This is a genomic window from Streptomyces sp. QH1-20 (assembly GCF_041283565.1).
Taxonomy (GTDB): Bacteria; Actinomycetota; Actinomycetes; order Streptomycetales; family Streptomycetaceae; genus Streptomyces; species Streptomyces syringius.
The window spans coordinates 2,972,058-2,988,858 of record NZ_CP166299.1; the positions used below are offsets into that span (position 1 = coordinate 2,972,058).

General features: G+C 71.9%; 14 protein-coding genes. 8 read left to right on the forward strand and 6 right to left on the reverse strand.

All coding sequences use genetic code 11. The features are described from left to right. Positions 1–38 precede the first annotated feature (38 nt). Positions 39–2,153: a potassium-transporting ATPase subunit KdpB gene (gene kdpB, locus AB8O64_RS13295; RefSeq protein WP_370419372.1), complete on the reverse strand. Its 2,115-nt coding sequence runs from the start codon at positions 2,151–2,153 to the stop codon at positions 39–41. Positions 2,154–2,320: 167 nt separating this feature from the next. Further along, entirely contained in the window at positions 2,321–3,301 is a 981-nt protein-coding gene (gene speB / locus AB8O64_RS13300) for an agmatinase (RefSeq protein WP_370419373.1), read from the reverse strand. A 199-nt stretch (positions 3,302–3,500) separates the two neighbouring features. Between speB and AB8O64_RS13305 the strand changes: the two genes are divergently transcribed. Beyond that, a complete protein-coding gene (locus AB8O64_RS13305; RefSeq protein WP_356459234.1) occupies positions 3,501–4,289 on the forward strand; it encodes a phosphatase in 789 nt (262 codons plus the stop codon). 7 nt (positions 4,290–4,296) lie between these two features. Here AB8O64_RS13305 and AB8O64_RS13310 read toward each other — a convergent pair whose 3' ends face one another. The 4 genes from AB8O64_RS13310 to AB8O64_RS13325 form a co-directional block, all read right to left on the reverse strand. Next, positions 4,297–4,548 carry a hypothetical protein gene (locus AB8O64_RS13310; protein WP_370419374.1) on the reverse strand — a complete coding sequence of 84 codons (252 nt, stop codon included), beginning with the start codon at positions 4,546–4,548 and terminating at the stop codon, positions 4,297–4,299. Between the two features lie 54 nt (positions 4,549–4,602). Further along, positions 4,603–5,490 (reverse strand): acyl-CoA thioesterase II, encoded by an 888-nt coding sequence (tesB, locus tag AB8O64_RS13315; protein ID WP_370419375.1) that lies wholly within the window; start codon positions 5,488–5,490, stop codon positions 4,603–4,605. A gap of 36 nt (positions 5,491–5,526) precedes the next feature. After that, positions 5,527–6,684, reverse strand: a complete 1,158-nt coding sequence (locus AB8O64_RS13320; protein ID WP_370419376.1) for an acyl-CoA dehydrogenase family protein — start codon at positions 6,682–6,684, stop codon at positions 5,527–5,529. 148 nt (positions 6,685–6,832) lie between these two features. Then, on the reverse strand, positions 6,833–7,462 hold the full coding sequence (locus tag AB8O64_RS13325) for a TetR/AcrR family transcriptional regulator (RefSeq protein ID WP_370419377.1): 630 nt from the start codon (positions 7,460–7,462) through the stop codon (positions 6,833–6,835). Between the two features lie 88 nt (positions 7,463–7,550). Between AB8O64_RS13325 and AB8O64_RS13330 the strand changes: the two genes are divergently transcribed. The 7 genes from AB8O64_RS13330 (at position 7,551) to glmS (ending at position 16,629) form a co-directional block, all read left to right on the forward strand. Beyond that, positions 7,551–9,182, forward strand: a complete 1,632-nt coding sequence (locus AB8O64_RS13330; RefSeq protein ID WP_370419378.1) for a carboxyl transferase domain-containing protein — start codon at positions 7,551–7,553, stop codon at positions 9,180–9,182. Between the two features lie 26 nt (positions 9,183–9,208). After that, on the forward strand, positions 9,209–11,308 hold the full coding sequence (locus AB8O64_RS13335) for a biotin carboxylase N-terminal domain-containing protein (RefSeq protein ID WP_370419379.1): 2,100 nt from the start codon (positions 9,209–9,211) through the stop codon (positions 11,306–11,308). Beyond that, complete coding sequence (locus AB8O64_RS13340) at positions 11,305–12,243, forward strand: hydroxymethylglutaryl-CoA lyase (protein ID WP_370419380.1); 939 nt, start codon at positions 11,305–11,307, stop codon at positions 12,241–12,243. Before AB8O64_RS13335 ends, AB8O64_RS13340 begins: the two co-directional genes overlap by 4 nt. 3 nt (positions 12,244–12,246) lie before the next feature. Next, positions 12,247–13,407: an acyl-CoA dehydrogenase family protein gene (locus tag AB8O64_RS13345; RefSeq protein WP_370419381.1), complete on the forward strand. Its 1,161-nt coding sequence runs from the start codon at positions 12,247–12,249 to the stop codon at positions 13,405–13,407. A 32-nt stretch (positions 13,408–13,439) separates the two neighbouring features. After that, positions 13,440–14,372 (forward strand): DUF4429 domain-containing protein, encoded by a 933-nt coding sequence (locus AB8O64_RS13350; protein ID WP_370419382.1) that lies wholly within the window; start codon positions 13,440–13,442, stop codon positions 14,370–14,372. A 100-nt stretch (positions 14,373–14,472) separates the two neighbouring features. Then, complete coding sequence (locus AB8O64_RS13355; protein WP_356452309.1) at positions 14,473–14,748, forward strand: hypothetical protein; 276 nt, start codon at positions 14,473–14,475, stop codon at positions 14,746–14,748. Positions 14,749–14,808: 60 nt separating this feature from the next. Then, entirely contained in the window at positions 14,809–16,629 is a 1,821-nt protein-coding gene (gene glmS, locus AB8O64_RS13360; protein WP_356452311.1) for a glutamine--fructose-6-phosphate transaminase (isomerizing), read from the forward strand. Positions 16,630–16,801: the final 172 nt, after the last annotated feature.

The following is a 16,801-nucleotide window of genomic DNA, read 5'->3' on the forward strand; positions in this document are numbered from 1 at the left end:
AATAAAGTGATCGCCGACGGTGGCGCTGCGTGTCCGCGTCAGATGCCGGGCAGGTACTGGATCAGCAGGTCGATCAGCTTGATGCCGACGAAGGGCGCGATCAGCCCGCCCAGCCCGTACAGGCTCAGATTGCGGCGCAGCAGCGCGTGTGCGGAGGAGGGGGCGTAGCGCACCCCGCGCAGGGCGAGCGGGATCAGGGCGACGATGACGAGCGCGTTGAAGACGATCGCCGAGGCGATGGCCGAGGTCGAGCTGTGCAGGCCCATGATGTTGAGCTTCTCCAGGCCCTCGTAGCCGGTCACGCCGCCGAACATGGCGGGGACGATCGCGAAGTACTTGGCGACGTCGTTGCAGATGGAGAAGGTCGTCAGCGCCCCGCGGGTGATGAGCAGCTGCTTGCCGACCTCGACGATCTCGATGAGCTTGGTGGGGCTGGAGTCCAGGTCGACCATGTTCCCGGCCTCTTTGGCGGCCGAGGTGCCCGAGTTCATGGCCACGCCCACGTCCGCCTGGGCCAGCGCCGGGGCGTCGTTGGTGCCGTCGCCGGTCATCGCGACGAGGTTGCCGCCCGCCTGTTCCTCCTTGATCCGGGCCAGCTTGTCCTCGGGGGTGGCCTCGGCCATGAAGTCGTCGACGCCCGCCTCGGCGGCGATGGCCTTGGCGGTGAGCGGGTTGTCGCCGGTGATCATGACGGTCTTGATGCCCATGGCCCGCAGCTCGGCGAAGCGCTCGGCGATACCGGGCTTGACGACGTCCTTGAGGTGGACGGCGCCCAGCACCCGGGCACCGTCCGCGTCCTCGACGGCGACGAGCAGCGGGGTGCCGCCGCCCGCCGCGATGGAGTCGGTGATCCAGCCCGCGTCGGCGGGCACGGAGCCGCCGCGCTGGGCGACCCACCGCGTCACCGCGGCGCCCGCGCCCTTGCGGATGCGGCAGAACTCCTCCCCGTGGACGAAGTCGACGCCGCTCATCCGGGTCTGCGCGGTGAAGGGCACCCAGTGCGCGTGCGCCAGGTCCCCTTCGGGGCGTTCCCGCAGCCCGTACTTCTCCTTGGCGAGCACGACGACGGACCGGCCCTCGGGGGTCTCGTCGGCGAGGGAGGCCAGCTGGGCGGCGTCGGCGAGCAGCTCGTGCGTGATGCCCTTGACGGGGACGAAGGACGCGGCCTGCCGGTCGCCGAGCGTGATGGTGCCGGTCTTGTCGAGCAGCAGGGTGTTCACGTCGCCGGCGGCCTCGACGGCGCGGCCCGACAGGGCGAGGACGTTGCGCTGCACGAGCCGGTCCATGCCCGCGATGCCGATGGCGGACAGCAGCGCGCCGATGGTGGTCGGGATGAGGGTGACCAGCAGGGCGACGAGCACGGTGATGCTCTGCGGGGCGCCCGCCCAGCCGGCCATGGGCTGGAGCGAGACCACGGCCAGCAGAAAGATGACGGTGAGGCAGGAGAGCAGGATGTTGAGCGCCAGCTCGTTGGGGGTCTTCTGCCGGGTGGTGCCCTCGACGAGCGCGATCATGCGGTCGAGGAAGGTGTGGCCGGGGCGGGAGGTGATCCGTACGACGATCCGGTCGGAGAGCACCTTCGTGCCGCCCGTGACGCCCGAGCGGTCGCCGCCCGCCTCGCGGATGACCGGCGCGGACTCGCCCGTGACGGCCGACTCGTCCACTGCCGCGACCCCGTCGACGACCTCGCCGTCACCGGGGACGATCTCGCCCGCCTCGACCACCACGAAGTCGTACGGCCGCAGATCGGCCGCGGGCACCCGCTCTTCCTCCCAGTCGTAGCGCCCGATCCCCACCCGCCAGGACCGCAGCCGCCGCGCGACGGTGGTGGAGCGGGTCCGGCGCAGCGTCTCGGCCTGGGCCTTGCCCCGGCCCTCGGCGACGGCCTCGGCGAGATTGGCGAAGACCACGGTGAGCCAGAGCCAGACGCTGATCAGCCAGGTGAAGACGGACGGGTCGAGGACGGCGGAGAGCGTGGTGAGCACGGCCCCGGCCTCGACGACGAACAGCACCGGGTGCTTGACCATCACCCTGGGACGCAGCTTGCGGACCGCCTCCGGGAAGGAGGCGATCAGCTGCTTGGGTTCGACGAGACCGCCGGCGACCCGGCGGTGACGGTGACCGGTGCGGCGTTGCGGGGCACGGTAGAGCATGCGCTCAGCCAACCGGGCCGGGCATGGTGTGCGACGACGTCCTGACGGGGCCTTGTCGCGTGGCCCGCTCGGCCTTACGTGCTCTTTACGCACAACGCCGGACGGGCGCAAGGCAGCCCGTCCGGCGCTTGAGGACCGGGGGTCCGGGGGCGGAGCCCCCGGATGAGTCAGACGCGCGACGCCGCGATCTGGCGGGACATGATCGTCGTCAGCTCGTACGCCGCGTGCGACGCCGCCACCGACGTGATCTCGGCGTGGTCGTACGCCGGGGCGACCTCGACCAGGTCGGCGGAGACCAGGTTGCAGGAGGACAGACCGCGGATGATCTCCAGCAGCTCGCGGGAGGTCAGACCGCCCGCCTCCGGGGTGCCGGTGCCGGGGGCGTGGGCCGGGTCCAGGACGTCGATGTCGATGGAGATGTACAGCGGACGGTCGCCGACGCGCTGGCGGAGCTGGTCGGCGATCTCGTCGACGCCGCGGCGCATGACGTCCGCCGAGGTGACGATGCCGAAGCCCATCTTCTCGTCGTCGGTCAGGTCCTTCTTGCCGTACAGCGGGCCGCGCGTGCCGACGTGGGACAGCGCCTCGGTGTCGAGGATGCCCTCCTCGACGGCCCGGCGGAACGGCGTGCCGTGGGTGTACTCGGCGCCGAAGTAGGTGTCCCAGGTGTCCAGGTGCGCGTCGAAGTGCAGCAGGGCGACCGGGCCGTGCTTCTTGGCGACCGAGCGCAGCAGGGGCAGCGCGATGGTGTGGTCGCCGCCCAGCGTCATCATGCGGGCGCCGGTGCCCAGCAGGTCGTCCGCCGCGGCCTCGATGGTCTCCACGGCCTCGTCGATGTTGAACGGGTTCGCCGCGATGTCACCGGCGTCCGCGACCTGCGCGAGGGCGAACGGGGAGGCGTCCTGCGCCGGGTTGTACGGGCGCAGCAGACGGGAGGCCTCACGGATGGCGTTGCCGCCGAAGCGCGCGCCGGGCCGGTAGGAGACGCCGGTGTCGAACGGCACGCCGACGACGGCGATGTCGGTGCTGCCGACCTCGTCCAGCCGGGGCAGACGGGCGAAGGTGGCGGGACCGGCGTAGCGCGGGATGCGGGAGGAGTCGACGGGGCCACGCGGTTCAAGGGGGGCGGGGCTGTTCTGGGGGGTCATGCGGGGGCCTCTCGAATCACGGACGAATTACGGTCGGGGCAACGTCGGGGCGGCAGTGGAGGACGTACCCGAGGGTAGGCAGGGCGACGGATTCCGCACATGTACGGATTGAAGGGTCCGGACTCGCCATATGGACACGACGTCCATCGCGTGGGGACGCCTCGTCCATCGTGCACACAAGGCGGGAGAGAATGAGCCCATGTCGATACCCAGCCGTACCGCTCTGATCGATCACCTCGTCCGTACGCGCATCGCGGGAGACGTCGCGACGCCCCGCGAGAACAACCTCGACCACTACCGCAAGCTCGCGACCGGTGATCGCCGCTACTGGTTCGGGCTGGAATTCGGCGACCGCTGGACCGACGAGCAGGACGTGCTGGCCGTCATGGCGGAGCGCTGCGGCGTCAGCGACGATCTGAGCCACCGCGCGGGCCAGGACACCATCGACCCCGAGCTCACCGTCGCGGCCCTGGACCGCATGGCCGCCGTGCTGCGCAAGGCGGCGGCGGGCCGGCAGCGGGTGCTCTTCGCGACCGGGCACCCCGGCGGGCTGCTGGACGTGCACCGGGCCACGGCCGCCGCGCTGCGGGCGGCGGGGTGCGAGATCGTGGTGATCCCGGACGGGCTGACGGCGGACGAGGGCTATGTCTTCCAGTTCGCCGACGTCGCCGTCTTCGAGCGCGGGGCGACGCTGTGGCACACGCACTCCCCCGCCCCGATGGCCGCGATCCTCGACGGCCTCGCCCGGGAGGGGCGCCCGCTGCCGGACCTGGTCGTCGCCGACCACGGCTGGGCGGGGTGCGCGGCCCAGCGCGGCCTGGACGCGGTCGGTTACGCGGACTCCAACGACCCGGCCCTCTTCCTCGCCGAGGCCGAGGGCACCCTCCAGGTCGCCGTGCCGCTCGACGACCACGTCCTCAGCCCGCGCTTCTACGACCCGCTGACGGCGTACCTGCTGGGCGCGGCGGGGTTGGCGGCGCGGGCCTAGGACCGGGCTAGGCCGTTTCCTGCGACTTGCCGGGGCCGCCGTTCCACGCGCGGAAGCACAGCCAGCTGCCTCCGTAGAGGACGGCGGCCTCGGCGAGCCGGAAGCCGATTCCGGACACCACCCGGGGCCCGCCGGTGAGTTCGACGATCCTGGTGTGCCAGAAGAACAGGGCTATGGCGCCGAGGACGATGCCGATGACGCCTCCGCCCATCAGCAGCACTCTGGTCACCATCGCCATGGACGCCGGCGCGCGCGTCATCGCTGTTCCCTCCCGAAGTCGTTCCCAATGATCAGCTTCACGAGGGTACTTGGCTCAGCCGCGCGGGACCCGGACCACGCCTTCCTGGATGACCGAAACCGCCAACCGCCCGTCCTGCGTGAAGATCCGGCCCCGGGCGAGCCCGCGGCCGCCCTGGGAGGTCGGGCTCTCCTGGTCGTAGAGCAGCCACTCGTCGGCCCGGAAGGGCCGGTGGAACCACATGGCGTGGTCAAGGCTGGCCCCGACGACGTCACCGACCGCCCAGCCACCGCGCCCGTGGGCGAGCAGGACGGAGTCCAGGAGCGTCATGTCGGAGACATAGGTGGCCAGGCAGAGGTGCAGCAGCGGGTCGTCGGCCAGTTTGCCGTTTGTCCGGAACCACACCTGCGACTTGGGCTCGCGCCGCTCCCCCATGCTGGCGAACGGCGGCTCTTCCGCGTACCGCAGGTCGACGGCGCCGCGCGCCTTGAGGATCAGCTCCACGATGTCGGGCCCGCCGAGCCGGTCGGCGTACTGGGGCAGCATCTCGGCGGCGGTGGGCAGGGTCGCCGGGTCCGGCGCCGGCGGCATCGGCTCCTGGTGCTCCAGCCCCTCCTCGTACGTCTGGAAGGAGGCGGAGAGGTGGAAGATCGGCTGCCCGTGCTGGACGGCCACCACGCGCCGGGTGGCGAAGGAGCGGCCGTCCCGGATGCGGTCGACGGTGTAGACGATGGGCACCTCGGGGTCGCCGGGGCGCAGGAAGTAGGAGTGCAGGGAGTGGGCGAGGCGGTCGTCGGGGACGGTGCGTCCCGCGGCGACCAGGGCCTGAGCGGCCACCTGCCCGCCGAAGACCCGGGGCACCAGGGTGGGGCGGCCGGTGGTGCCGCGGAAGATGTCCTGCTCGATGGGTTCGAGGTCGAGCTGACCGAGCAGATCGTCCAGGGGGGTGGGGGGCTCGCTCATGGGGCCGGTGGTTCCTTACGGGATGGGTGGGGCGGCCTACAGGCCCATCGACTTGGCGATGATCGAGCGCATGACCTCGCTCGTGCCGCCGTAGATGCGGGTCACGCGGGTGTCCGCGTACAGGCGGGCGATCGGGTACTCCATCATGTAGCCGTAGCCGCCGTGGAGTTGGAGGCACTTGTCGATGACGGTGGCCGCGCGCTCGGTGGTGAAGAGCTTCGCGGACGCGGCGTCGGCCGGGGTCAGCTCACCGGCGTCGTGCGCGTCGAGGGCGCGGTCGACGACCGCCTGCATGGCGTCGACCTCGGACTTGCAGTCGGCCAGTACGAACTTGGTGTTCTGGAACGCGGCGACCGACTGCCCGAAGACGGTGCGGTCCTGGACGTACGCCTTGGCGAACTCCACGGCCGCCGCGGACTGGGCGTACGCGCTGACGGCGATGGCCAGCCGCTCCTGGGGGAGGTTGTGGCCGAGGTAGCCGAACGCCTTGCCCTCCTCGCCGAGGAGGTCTGCCACCGGCACCTTGACGTCGGTGAAGGAGAGTTCGGCGGTGTCGGAGGTCTTGAGGCCGAGCTTCTCCAGCTTGCGGCCGACCGCGTAGCCCTCGGAGGCGGTGTCGACGACGAGGATGGAGATGCCGCCGCGCCGGTCCTCGGGGGTGGGCGGGGCGGTGCGGGCGCAGACGAGCACCCGGTCGGCGTGGACACCGCCGGTGATGAAGGTCTTCGCGCCGTTGAGGACGTAGTGCGTGCCGTCCTCGGAGAGCTTGGCGGTGGTCTTCATGCCCGCCAGGTCCGAGCCGGTGCCGGGCTCGGTCATGGCGATGGCGGTCATCATGTCGCCGGAGACGAAGGAGGGCAGCCAGCGCCGCTTCTGCTCCTCGGTGGCGTACTTCAGGAGGTAGGGCAGGCAGAGCGCGGTGTGCACACCGCTGCCGCCGAAGCTCACACCGGCCCGGGCGCACTCCTCGGCGATGACGGCCTGGAACTTGAAGCTGCTTGTCCCCGCGCCGCCGTACTCCTCGGGCACCTCGATGCCGAAGACGCCCAGCTCGCCGAGCTTCTTGTAGAACTCCCGGGGCGCGGATCCGGCCTCGCGCCACTCGTCGTAGAACGGCACGACCTCGGCGGCGATGAAGTCGCGGATGGTCTCCCGGAACGCCTCGTGATCCTCGTTGAACACCGTGCGACGCACAGCGCCTCCCCTCCCTCGCCCCACGCCTACTAAGCGCTTGCTCGGCTGAAGTTACCCAGGGGTCATCAGGACTGTCCATAGCCCCCGAATCAAGCCCGTCCGGCGATTGAGGACACCGCCGCGCAGCGGGGGTGCGGACGACACGACCTTACGCCGCGCCCGCGGACAACGCGGCAAGCGCACCGAGCGCCAACCGCCGCAGCAGCGCCGCCGTGGCCGCGCGACCGGGGAGCGCGGCGGGGCGGCTGAGGTGCGGGGTGGAGTTGAGCAGGCCGAAGACGGCGTGCACGGCGGCGCGGACGTCGGCCTCGGTGGCGTCCGGATGGAGCCGGCGGACGACATCGACCCACAGCTCCACGTACCGGCGCTGGAGGGAGCGCACCTGCTTGCGGTCGCTGTCGCGCAGCTGGCCCAGCTCACGGTCGTGGAGGGTGATCAGCGCCCGGTCGTCCAGGGCGAAGTCGATATGGCCGTCGATGAGCGAGTCCAGCACCGCGGCCGGGTCGCCGTCCGCTTCGGCCGCGGCCTCGGCGACCCGCTTGCAGCCGCCGTCGAAGAGCCGCTCGCTGATGCCCACCAGCAGCTCCGCCAGCATGGCGTCCTTGCCCGCGAAGTGCCGGTAGAGACCGGGGCCGCTGATGCCGACCGCCGCTCCTATCTCGTCCACCCCGACCCCGTGAAAGCCACGCTCGGCGAAGAGCCGGGCGGCCTCCCGGAGGATCTGCTCACGGCGGGTGAGGGCGGGGGCGGGCTGGAGGTGGGTTGCTGCGTCGGTCACGAAATCAATTCTAGACAGCTGCGTTAGTGGTCGTTAACCTGAAGGAAACGTGTTAACGCTCATTAACCGAGCAAGGGAGCTCGAGTCCATGCAGCAGGCACCGGTGCTGGGGAGCACCGCAGATCCGGCGTCCGACGCCTGGCGGGCCAATGAGGCCGCCCACCGTGAGCTGGCCGCCGGACTGCGCGAGAAGCTCGCCGCCGCGCGGCTGGGCGGGGGCGAGAAGGCCCGCGCACGGCACACCGCGCGGGGGAAGCTGCTTCCGCGCGACCGGGTGGACGCGCTGCTGGACCCCGGGTCGCCGTTCCTGGAGCTCGCGCCGCTGGCGGCCGAGGGGATGTACGGCGGGGCCGCCCCGGCGGCGGGCGTCATCTCCGGCATCGGGCGGGTCTCCGGGCGCGAGGTGGTGATCGTCGCCAACGACGCCACGGTCAAGGGCGGCACGTACTACCCGATGACCGTCAAGAAGCATCTGCGCGCCCAGGAGGTCGCGCTGGAGAACCGGCTGCCCTGCCTGTACCTCGTGGACTCCGGCGGCGCCTTCCTCCCCTTGCAGGACGAGGTCTTCCCCGACCGCGACCACTTCGGCCGGATCTTCTACAACCAGGCCCGGATGTCCGGCGCCGGCATCCCGCAGATCGCGGCGGTGCTCGGCTCCTGCACGGCGGGTGGCGCCTACGTCCCGGCGATGAGCGACGAGGCGGTGATCGTGCGCGGCCAGGGCACGATCTTCCTGGGCGGCCCGCCGCTGGTGAAGGCCGCGACGGGTGAGGTCGTCACCGCGGAGGAGCTGGGCGGCGGCGAGGTCCACTCCAAGGTCTCGGGCGTCACCGACCACCTCGCCGAGGACGACGCGCACGCCCTGCGCATCGTGCGGAACATCGTGGCCACCCTCCCCCGGCGCGGTCCGCTGCCCTGGCCGGTGGAGCCCGCCGAGGAGCCGGCGACGGACCCCCGGGGGCTGTACGGCGCGGTCCCGGTCGACTCCCGCACCCCCTACGACGCACGCGAGATCATCGCGCGGATCGTCGACGGCTCCCGCTTCCAGGAGTTCAAGGCGGAGTTCGGGCAGACCCTGGTGACCGGCTTCGCCCGGATCCACGGCCACCCGGTGGGCATCGTCGCCAACAACGGCATCCTCTTCTCCGAATCCGCCCAGAAGGGCGCGCACTTCATCGAGCTGTGCGACCAGCGCGGCATCCCCCTGCTCTTCCTGCAGAACATCTCCGGCTTCATGGTCGGCCGGCAGTACGAGGCGGGCGGCATCGCCAAGCACGGCGCGAAGATGGTCACGGCGGTGGCCTGCACCCGCGTCCCCAAGCTCACGGTCGTCGTCGGCGGCTCGTACGGCGCGGGCAACTACTCGATGTGCGGCCGGGCCTACTCCCCCCGCTTCCTGTGGATGTGGCCCAACGCCAAGATCTCCGTGATGGGCGGCGAGCAGGCCGCGTCCGTCCTCGCCACGGTCAAGCGCGACCAGCTCGAAGCGCGCGGGGAGGAGTGGAGCGCGGCCGACGAGGACGCCTTCCGGGCCCCGGTCCGCGAGCAGTACGAGACGCAGGGCAGCGCGTACTACGCCACCGCGCGGCTGTGGGACGACGGGGTGATCGACCCGCTGGAGACCCGGCAGGTGCTCGGCCTCGCGCTGACCGCCTGCGCCAACGCCCCGCTGCCCGCGAAGGACCCGTCGGCGCCCGGCTACGGCGTCTTCCGGATGTGAGCGCCCTCATGACAAGCGGAGACACCATGTTCGACACCGTCCTGGTCGCCAACCGCGGCGAGATCGCGGTCCGCGTCATCCGTACGCTCCGCGCGCTCGGCATCCGCTCGGTCGCCGTCTTCAGCGACGCCGACGCGGACGCCCGCCATGTGCGCGAGGCGGACACGGCCGTGCGGATCGGCCCCGCGGCCGCCGCCGAGAGTTATCTGTCCGTCCCCCGCCTGCTGGCGGCCGCGGCACGCAGCGGCGCGCAGGCCGTCCACCCCGGCTACGGCTTCCTCGCGGAGAACGCCGCGTTCGCCCGCGCCTGCACGGACGCCGGGCTGGTCTTCATCGGCCCGCCCGCCGGGGCGATCCAGCTGATGGGCGACAAGATCCGCGCCAAGGAGACCGTGCGGGCGGCGGGCGTGCCGGTCGTGCCGGGCTCCTCCGGCAGCGGTCTGACCGACGCGGAACTCGCGGCCTCGGCCCGGGAGATCGGCATGCCCGTGCTGCTCAAGCCCTCGGCGGGCGGCGGCGGCAAGGGCATGCGGCTCGTCCGCGACGAGGCGCTGCTGGGCGAGGAGATCGCCGCGGCCCGGCGCGAGGCCCGGGGCTCCTTCGGTGACGACACGCTGCTCGTCGAGCGATGGGTCGACCGCCCCCGGCACATCGAGATCCAGGTCCTCGCCGACGGCCACGGCAACGTCATCCACCTCGGCGAGCGCGAGTGCTCCCTCCAGCGCCGCCACCAGAAGATCATCGAGGAGGCGCCGTCCCCCCTCCTCGACGAGGCCACCCGGGCGGCGATGGGCGAGGCCGCCGTGCAGGCGGCGCGCTCCTGCGGATACACGGGCGCGGGCACGGTGGAGTTCATCGTGCCGGGCGACGACCCCTCCTCGTACTACTTCATGGAGATGAACACCCGCCTCCAGGTCGAGCACCCCGTCACCGAGCTGATCACGGGACTGGACCTCGTCGAGTGGCAGGTGCGGGTGGCCGCCGGTGAGCGGCTCGGCCTGGCCCAGGCCGAGGTGACGCTGACCGGCCACGCGGTCGAGGCCCGCATCTGCGCGGAGACCGCGCGGCCGACGGCCGACGGCCGGGTGGACTTCCTGCCGTCGGCGGGCACGGTGCTCGCCCTGGGCGAACCCACGGGCGGGGGCGTGCGGGTGGACTCCGGCCTCGCCGAGGGCACGGAGGTCGGCACCTCCTACGACCCGATGCTCGCCAAGGTCATCGCCTACGGTCCGGACCGCCCGACGGCCCTGCGTCGGCTGCGGGCCGCCCTGGCGGAGACGACCGTCCTGGGCGTGGACACCAACGCCGGTTTCCTGCGCCGGCTGCTGGCCCACCCGTCGGTGGTGTCGGGCGCGCTGGACACGGGGCTGGTCGACCGGGACGCGGCGACGCTGGTGCCGCGCGGGGTCCCGGAGGAGGTGTACGCGGCGGCGGCGCTGCTGCGCCAGGCGGCACTGGAGCCGAGCGCACCCGGTGCGGGTGGCTGGGTGGACCCGTTCTCGCTCCCGACGGGCTGGCGCCTGGGCGGCGAGCCCGCCTGGACGGCCCACCACCTGCGCGTCCCGGGCCAGGACCCGGTGGCGGTACGCGTGCGGGACACCGGAGGGGACACGGAAATCACCCTGGAGGGCGGGGCGGGCACGGAGGACCGTCCGCCGGCCGCCCTTCGCAGCGCGAAGCTGCTGCACCTCCGGGGGCCCGGGGGCCTGCCCCCGGTGTCGGGAAGGGGCGGGACCGGGGAACTCACCATCGACGTCGACGGCCTCACCCACACCTTCGCCCACGCCACCGGCCCGGAGGGCACCTGGCTCGGGCGTGACGGCGACACCTGGCACGTCCAGGACCACGACCCCACCGACGCCCGCGGCGCCGCCGGGGCCGCGCACGCCGGGGCGCTGACCGCGCCGATGCCCGGCACGGTCACCGTCGTGAAGGCCGCCGTCGGCGACACCGTCACCGCCGGGCAGAGCCTGCTCGTCGTGGAGGCGATGAAGATGGAGCACGTCATCTCCGCGCCGCACGACGGGACGGTCACCGAGCTGGACGTGACGGCGGGCGCCACCGTCGCCATGGACCAGGTCCTGGCCGTCGTCACCCCCGCCGACGCCCCGCAGGAGGAGTCATGACCCACGGACTGCCGATGGTCGTGCCGGAGCCCGGCCTCCCGGACCGCGTCCGGATCCACGAGGTCGGCCCCCGCGACGGGCTGCAGAACGAGAAGACGGTCGTCCCCGTCGAGGTGAAGGCGGAGTTCATCCGCCGGCTCGCCGACGCCGGGCTCAGCACCATCGAGGCGACGAGCTTCGTGCACCCCAAGTGGGTGCCCCAGCTCGCCGACGCCGAGCAGCTGATGCCGATGCTCGACGGCGTCACGGCCCGCCTTCCCGTCCTGGTGCCCAACGAGCGCGGCCTGGACCGCGCCCTCGCCCTCGGCGTGCGCGAGATCGCCGTGTTCGGCAGCGTCACGGAGTCCTTCGCCAAGGCCAATCTCAACCGCACGGTCGACGAGTCGCTTCAGATGTTCGCGCCCGTCGTGGCCACGGCACGGGAGGCCGGCGTCACCGTGCGCGGCTATCTCTCGATGTGCTTCGGCGACCCCTGGGAAGGGGCCGTGCCGGTCGGGCAGGTCGCGCGGGTCGCCCGCCGGCTGCTGGACCTCGGCTGCGACGAGCTGAGCCTCGGCGACACGATCGGCGTCGCCACCCCCGGCCATGTCACGGCGGTCCTGACCGCACTGGGCGCGGTGGGCGTGCCGGCCGAGCGGCTCGCCGTGCACTTCCACGACACCTACGGCCAGGCGCTGTCCAACACCCTGGCCGCCCTGCGCCACGGCGTACGCGTCGTCGACGCGTCCGCCGGCGGCCTCGGCGGCTGCCCCTACGCGAAGAGCGCCACCGGAAACCTCGCCACCGAGGACCTCGTGTGGATGCTCGACGGCCTCGGTATCGACACCGGGGTCGACCTCGGCCGGCTCACCGCCACCAGCGTGTGGATGGCCGGCCAGCTGGGGCGGCCCAGCCCCTCCCGCACCGTCCGCGCCCTCTCCCCCCAGGAGCTTTGAGTCATGTCGCTGGACCACCGCCTCTCCCCCGAGCACGAGGCACTGCGCCGTACCGTGCAGGAGTTCGCGCACGATGTCGTCGCCCCGAAGATCGGCGACTTCTACGAGCGCCATGAGTTCCCGTACGAGATCGTGCGGGAGATGGGCCGCATGGGCCTGTTCGGGCTGCCCTTCCCCGAGGAGTACGGCGGGATGGGCGGCGACTATCTGGCGCTCGGCCTCGCCCTGGAGGAGCTGGCCCGCGTCGACTCCTCCGTGGCGATCACCCTGGAGGCCGGTGTCTCGCTGGGTGCGATGCCGATCTTCCGCTTCGGCACCGAGGAGCAGCGGCAGGAGTGGCTCCCCAAGCTGTGCTCCGGCCAGATGCTGGGCGCGTTCGGCCTGACCGAGCCCGAGTGCGGTTCGGACGCGGGCGGCACCCGCACCACCGCCCGGCTGGACGAGGCCACGGACGAGTGGGTGATCAACGGCACCAAGTGCTTCATCACCAACTCGGGCACGGACATCACGGGCCTGGTCACGGTCACCGCCGTCACCGGCCGCGACGAGGACGGCAAGCCGCGCATCTCGTCGATCATCGTGCCCTCCGGCACGCCCGGCTTCACCGTCGCGGCCCCCTATTCCAAGGTCGGCTGGAACGCCTCGGACACCCGCGAGCTGTCCTTCTCCGACGTCCGGGTCCCGGCGGCGAATCTGCTGGGCGAGGAGGGGCGCGGGTACGCCCAGTTCCTGCGCATCCTCGACGAGGGCCGGATCGCGATCTCGGCGCTGGCGACGGGTCTCGCCCAGGGCTGTGTCGACCAGTCGGTGTCCTACGCCAAGGCCCGTGAGGCCTTCGGCAAGCCGATCGGGGCCAACCAGGCGATCCAGTTCAAGCTCGCCGACATGGAGATGCGGGCGCACACGGCCCGGATCGCGTGGCGCGACGCCGCGTCGCGGCTGCTGCACGGCGAGCCGTTCAAGAAGGAGGCGGCGCTGGCCAAGCTCTACTCCTCCGAGATCGCCGTGACCAACGCCCGCGAGGCCACGCAGATCCACGGCGGCTACGGCTTCATGAACGAGTACCCGGTGGCCCGCATGTGGCGGGACTCCAAGATCCTGGAGATCGGCGAGGGCACGAGCGAGGTCCAGCGGATGCTCATCGCCCGTGAGTTGGGCCTGTAGGCCGCCCCCGCGCGCCTGCGAGAATCTCCTTCATGGCTGAGATCCTTCAGAAGGACGGTACGTGGGCGTTCGACGGCGACACGATACGCATCGTGCCCGGGCGCGAGCGTGGGGTGCACCTGCTGCGCCAGACGCTGGGTGAGCTGGCCGTTCCGCTGACGGCCGTGGCGGGCATCGCCTTCGAGCCGGGCCGCAAGGGCGGCCGGCTGCGGCTGCGCCCGCGCGACGGGGCCGACCCCCTGGCGCAGGCCGTGCGCGGCCGGCTGCCGGACGGCGCCGATCCGTATCAGCTGACGGTCGAGCCGGGCCGGACGGGCGTGGCGGAGTACCTCGTGGACGAGGTGCGCAACGCCCTGCTGCTGGAGCAGGTGCCCGACGGTCCCACGGACCGCTATCTGCTGCCGGGCCCGGCCGTGCCGCTGTCGGTGGGCGCCGGGGACGGCACCGTCTCCTTCGACGGCGAGTGGGTCCGGCTGGAGTGGAACTGGATGACCGAGGAGGGCAAGAAGTCCGCCGGGCCCCGTACCTTCCCGGTGGGCGACATCCAGTCGGTGGAGTGGCTGCCTTCCCACGGCCTGGAGAACGGCTATCTGCGCTTCGTCCTGGTCAAGGGGGCGACCAAGGCCCCGCCGAAGCACGATCCGCACGCGATCGAGCTGTACGGCTTCAAGAAGGACCCGCTGATGGCGCTGGTCGCGGCCGCGGTCCTGGCCCGGCTGCCGCACCCCTCGGGTGCGGGCGCGGCGGACCGCCCCGCGCCCGCCACGAGCCTGCCGCCCGGCGCCCCCGGCGCTTCCGCCGCTGCCGTGACGGACGGCACACCCTCCTCCGGCTCCCCCGGCGCCGCCGCCGATCATGACGCGCTGCTGCGGCGCCTGCGGGAGCTGGGCGAGCTGCACCAGAGCGGAATCCTCACCGCCGAGGAGTTCGCGGCGGCGAAGCAGGCCGTACTCAAGCGCTTCTAATCCGACATTTTCGGGCCCTCCGGACTCTTTTCACCTTCACTCCTGCCCGATATCGGGCAGGATTCTTGCGAAACCCCTCGGTACCCCTCAGTATCAACGGGTGCTCGAACGCCGTATGACCCATGACGACCTGGTGGACCACCTGGTGCGCAGCACGCCGCTTCAGCGCGGCGAGGCCGCCCGGGTGGTCCTGGACGTCCTGGCGTACTTCGACGAGACGACCGAGACGTTCGTGCGTCGCCGACACCGCGAGCTCCAGTCCGGGGGACTGAACAACGCGGAGATCTTCGAGCGGGTCGCGGCGGAGCTGCCGCACCGCGCGGTCGCGCCACCCGAGCTCTCGCTGCGGCAACTGCGCCGCATCGTCTACGGCTGAGACCGGCGGCTCCTGCCGCCGCCGAGCATCACTGATCGTTTGCCTGGGAGGGTCAACACCATGTGCGGAATCGTCGGTTATATCGGTAAGCGCGATGTCGCGCCGCTGCTGCTGGAGGGCCTCCAGCGCCTGGAGTACCGCGGCTACGACTCCGCCGGTATCGCCCTGCACGCGAGCGGCAAGACGGGCGGCCTGAAGTCCGCCAAGGCCAAGGGCCGCGTCCGTGAGCTGGAGGCGCGCCTGCCCAAGCGCTTCAACGGCAGCACCGGCATCGCCCACACCCGCTGGGCCACCCACGGCGCGCCCAACGACGTCAACGCCCACCCGCACCTGGACGCCGAGGAGAAGGTCGCCGTCGTCCACAACGGCATCATCGACAACGCCTCCGACCTGCGCGCCAAGCTGACGGCCGAGGGCTTCGTCTTCGTCTCCGACACCGACACCGAGGTCCTCGCCCACCTCATCGCCCGCTCCGAGGCCGGCACGCTGGAGGAGAAGGTCCGCGAGGCCGTCAAGCACATCGAGGGCACGTACGGCATCGCCGTCCTGCACGCCGACTTCCCCGACCGCATCGTCGTCGCCCGCAACGGCTCCCCCGTGGTGCTGGGCATAGGCGAGAAGGAGATGTTCGTCTCCTCCGACGTCGCCGCGCTGGTCAGCCACACCCGCCAGGTCGTCACCCTCGACGACGGCGAGATGGCCACGCTCCGGGCCGACGACTACCGCACGTACACCACCGAGGGCTCCTCCACCTCGGCGCAGCCGACCACCGTGGAGTGGGAGGCCGAGTCGTACGACATGGGCGGCCACGACACGTACATGCACAAGGAGATCCACGAGCAGGCGGACGCGGTCGACCGCGCGCTGCGCGGCCGGATCGACGACCGCTTCTCCACCGTGCACCTGGGCGGCCTGAACCTCGACGCCCGTGACGCGCGCGCCGTGCGCCGGGTGAAGATCCTCGGTTGCGGCACCTCGTACCACGCCGGCCAGATCGGCGCCCAGATGATCGAGGAGCTGGCGCGGATCCCCGCCGACGCCGAGCCGGCCTCCGAGTTCCGCTACCGCAACCCGGTCGTGGACCCCGACACCCTCTACATCGCGGTCTCCCAGTCCGGTGAGACCTACGACGTGCTCGCCGCCGTCCAGGAGCTCAAGCGCAAGGGCGCCCGCGTCCTGGGCCTGGTCAACGTGGTCGGCTCGGCGATCGCCCGCGAGACCGACGGCGGCATCTATGTGCACGCCGGCCCCGAGGTCTGCGTCGTCTCCACCAAGTGCTTCACCAACATGGTGGTCTCCTTCGGCCTGCTCGCCCTGCACCTGGGCCGCACCCGCGACCTGTCCGTCGCCGACGGCAAGCGGATCATCGCGGGCCTGCGCAAGCTGCCCGAGCAGATCGCCGAGATCCTGGCGAACGAGGCCGAGATCGAGAAGCTGGCCGGGGAGTACGCCGACGCCAAGTCGATGATGTTCATCGGCCGCGTCCGGGGCTACCCGGTCGCCCGCGAGGCCTCGCTGAAGCTCAAGGAGGTCTCGTACATCCACGCCGAGGCCTACCCCGCGTCCGAGCTCAAGCACGGTCCGCTGGCCCTGATCGAGCCGGCCATGCCGACGGTCGCGATCGTCCCGGACGACGACCTGCTGGAGAAGAACCGCGCCGCGCTCGAGGAGATCAAGGCCCGCTCCGGCCGCATCCTCGCCGTCGCGCACCAGGTCCAGGAGAAGGCCGACCACACGATCGTGGTGCCGAAGAACGAGGACGAGCTGGACCCGATCCTCATGGGCATCCCGCTGCAGCTCCTCGCCTACTACACGGCGAAGGCCATGGGCCGTGACATCGACAAGCCGCGCAACCTGGCGAAGTCCGTCACGGTTGAGTAAGGCCCGGGGTCTCAATCGGAAGCGGCCTGTCCCCGCGACCACGCATTGAGCAACCCCAGCGGCGACGAGCCACGTCCGCGAGAGCGGCGGCGGCTCAGCCGCACAAGGGAGGACGGTCTTCCCCGCACGTGCCACCACGCGCGCGGGGAGGACCGCCTCCCCTACGCCGGCG

What these genes read in the sequence shown, in the direction of transcription:
- kdpB (WP_370419372.1), bottom strand. Translation starts at nt 2,153, where the DNA reads ATGCTCTACCGTGCCCCGCAACGCCGCACCGGTCACCGTCACCGCCGG.
- speB (WP_370419373.1), bottom strand. Translation starts at nt 3,301, where the DNA reads ATGACCCCCCAGAACAGCCCCGCCCCCCTTGAACCGCGTGGCCCCGTC.
- AB8O64_RS13305 (WP_356459234.1), top strand. Translation starts at nt 3,501, where the DNA reads ATGTCGATACCCAGCCGTACCGCTCTGATCGATCACCTCGTCCGTACG.
- AB8O64_RS13310 (WP_370419374.1), bottom strand. Translation starts at nt 4,548, where the DNA reads ATGACGCGCGCGCCGGCGTCCATGGCGATGGTGACCAGAGTGCTGCTG.
- tesB (WP_370419375.1), bottom strand. Translation starts at nt 5,490, where the DNA reads ATGAGCGAGCCCCCCACCCCCCTGGACGATCTGCTCGGTCAGCTCGAC.
- AB8O64_RS13330 (WP_370419378.1), top strand. Translation starts at nt 7,551, where the DNA reads ATGCAGCAGGCACCGGTGCTGGGGAGCACCGCAGATCCGGCGTCCGAC.
- AB8O64_RS13335 (WP_370419379.1), top strand. Translation starts at nt 9,209, where the DNA reads ATGTTCGACACCGTCCTGGTCGCCAACCGCGGCGAGATCGCGGTCCGC.
- AB8O64_RS13340 (WP_370419380.1), top strand. Translation starts at nt 11,305, where the DNA reads ATGACCCACGGACTGCCGATGGTCGTGCCGGAGCCCGGCCTCCCGGAC.
- AB8O64_RS13345 (WP_370419381.1), top strand. Translation starts at nt 12,247, where the DNA reads ATGTCGCTGGACCACCGCCTCTCCCCCGAGCACGAGGCACTGCGCCGT.
- AB8O64_RS13350 (WP_370419382.1), top strand. Translation starts at nt 13,440, where the DNA reads ATGGCTGAGATCCTTCAGAAGGACGGTACGTGGGCGTTCGACGGCGAC.
- glmS (WP_356452311.1), top strand. Translation starts at nt 14,809, where the DNA reads ATGTGCGGAATCGTCGGTTATATCGGTAAGCGCGATGTCGCGCCGCTG.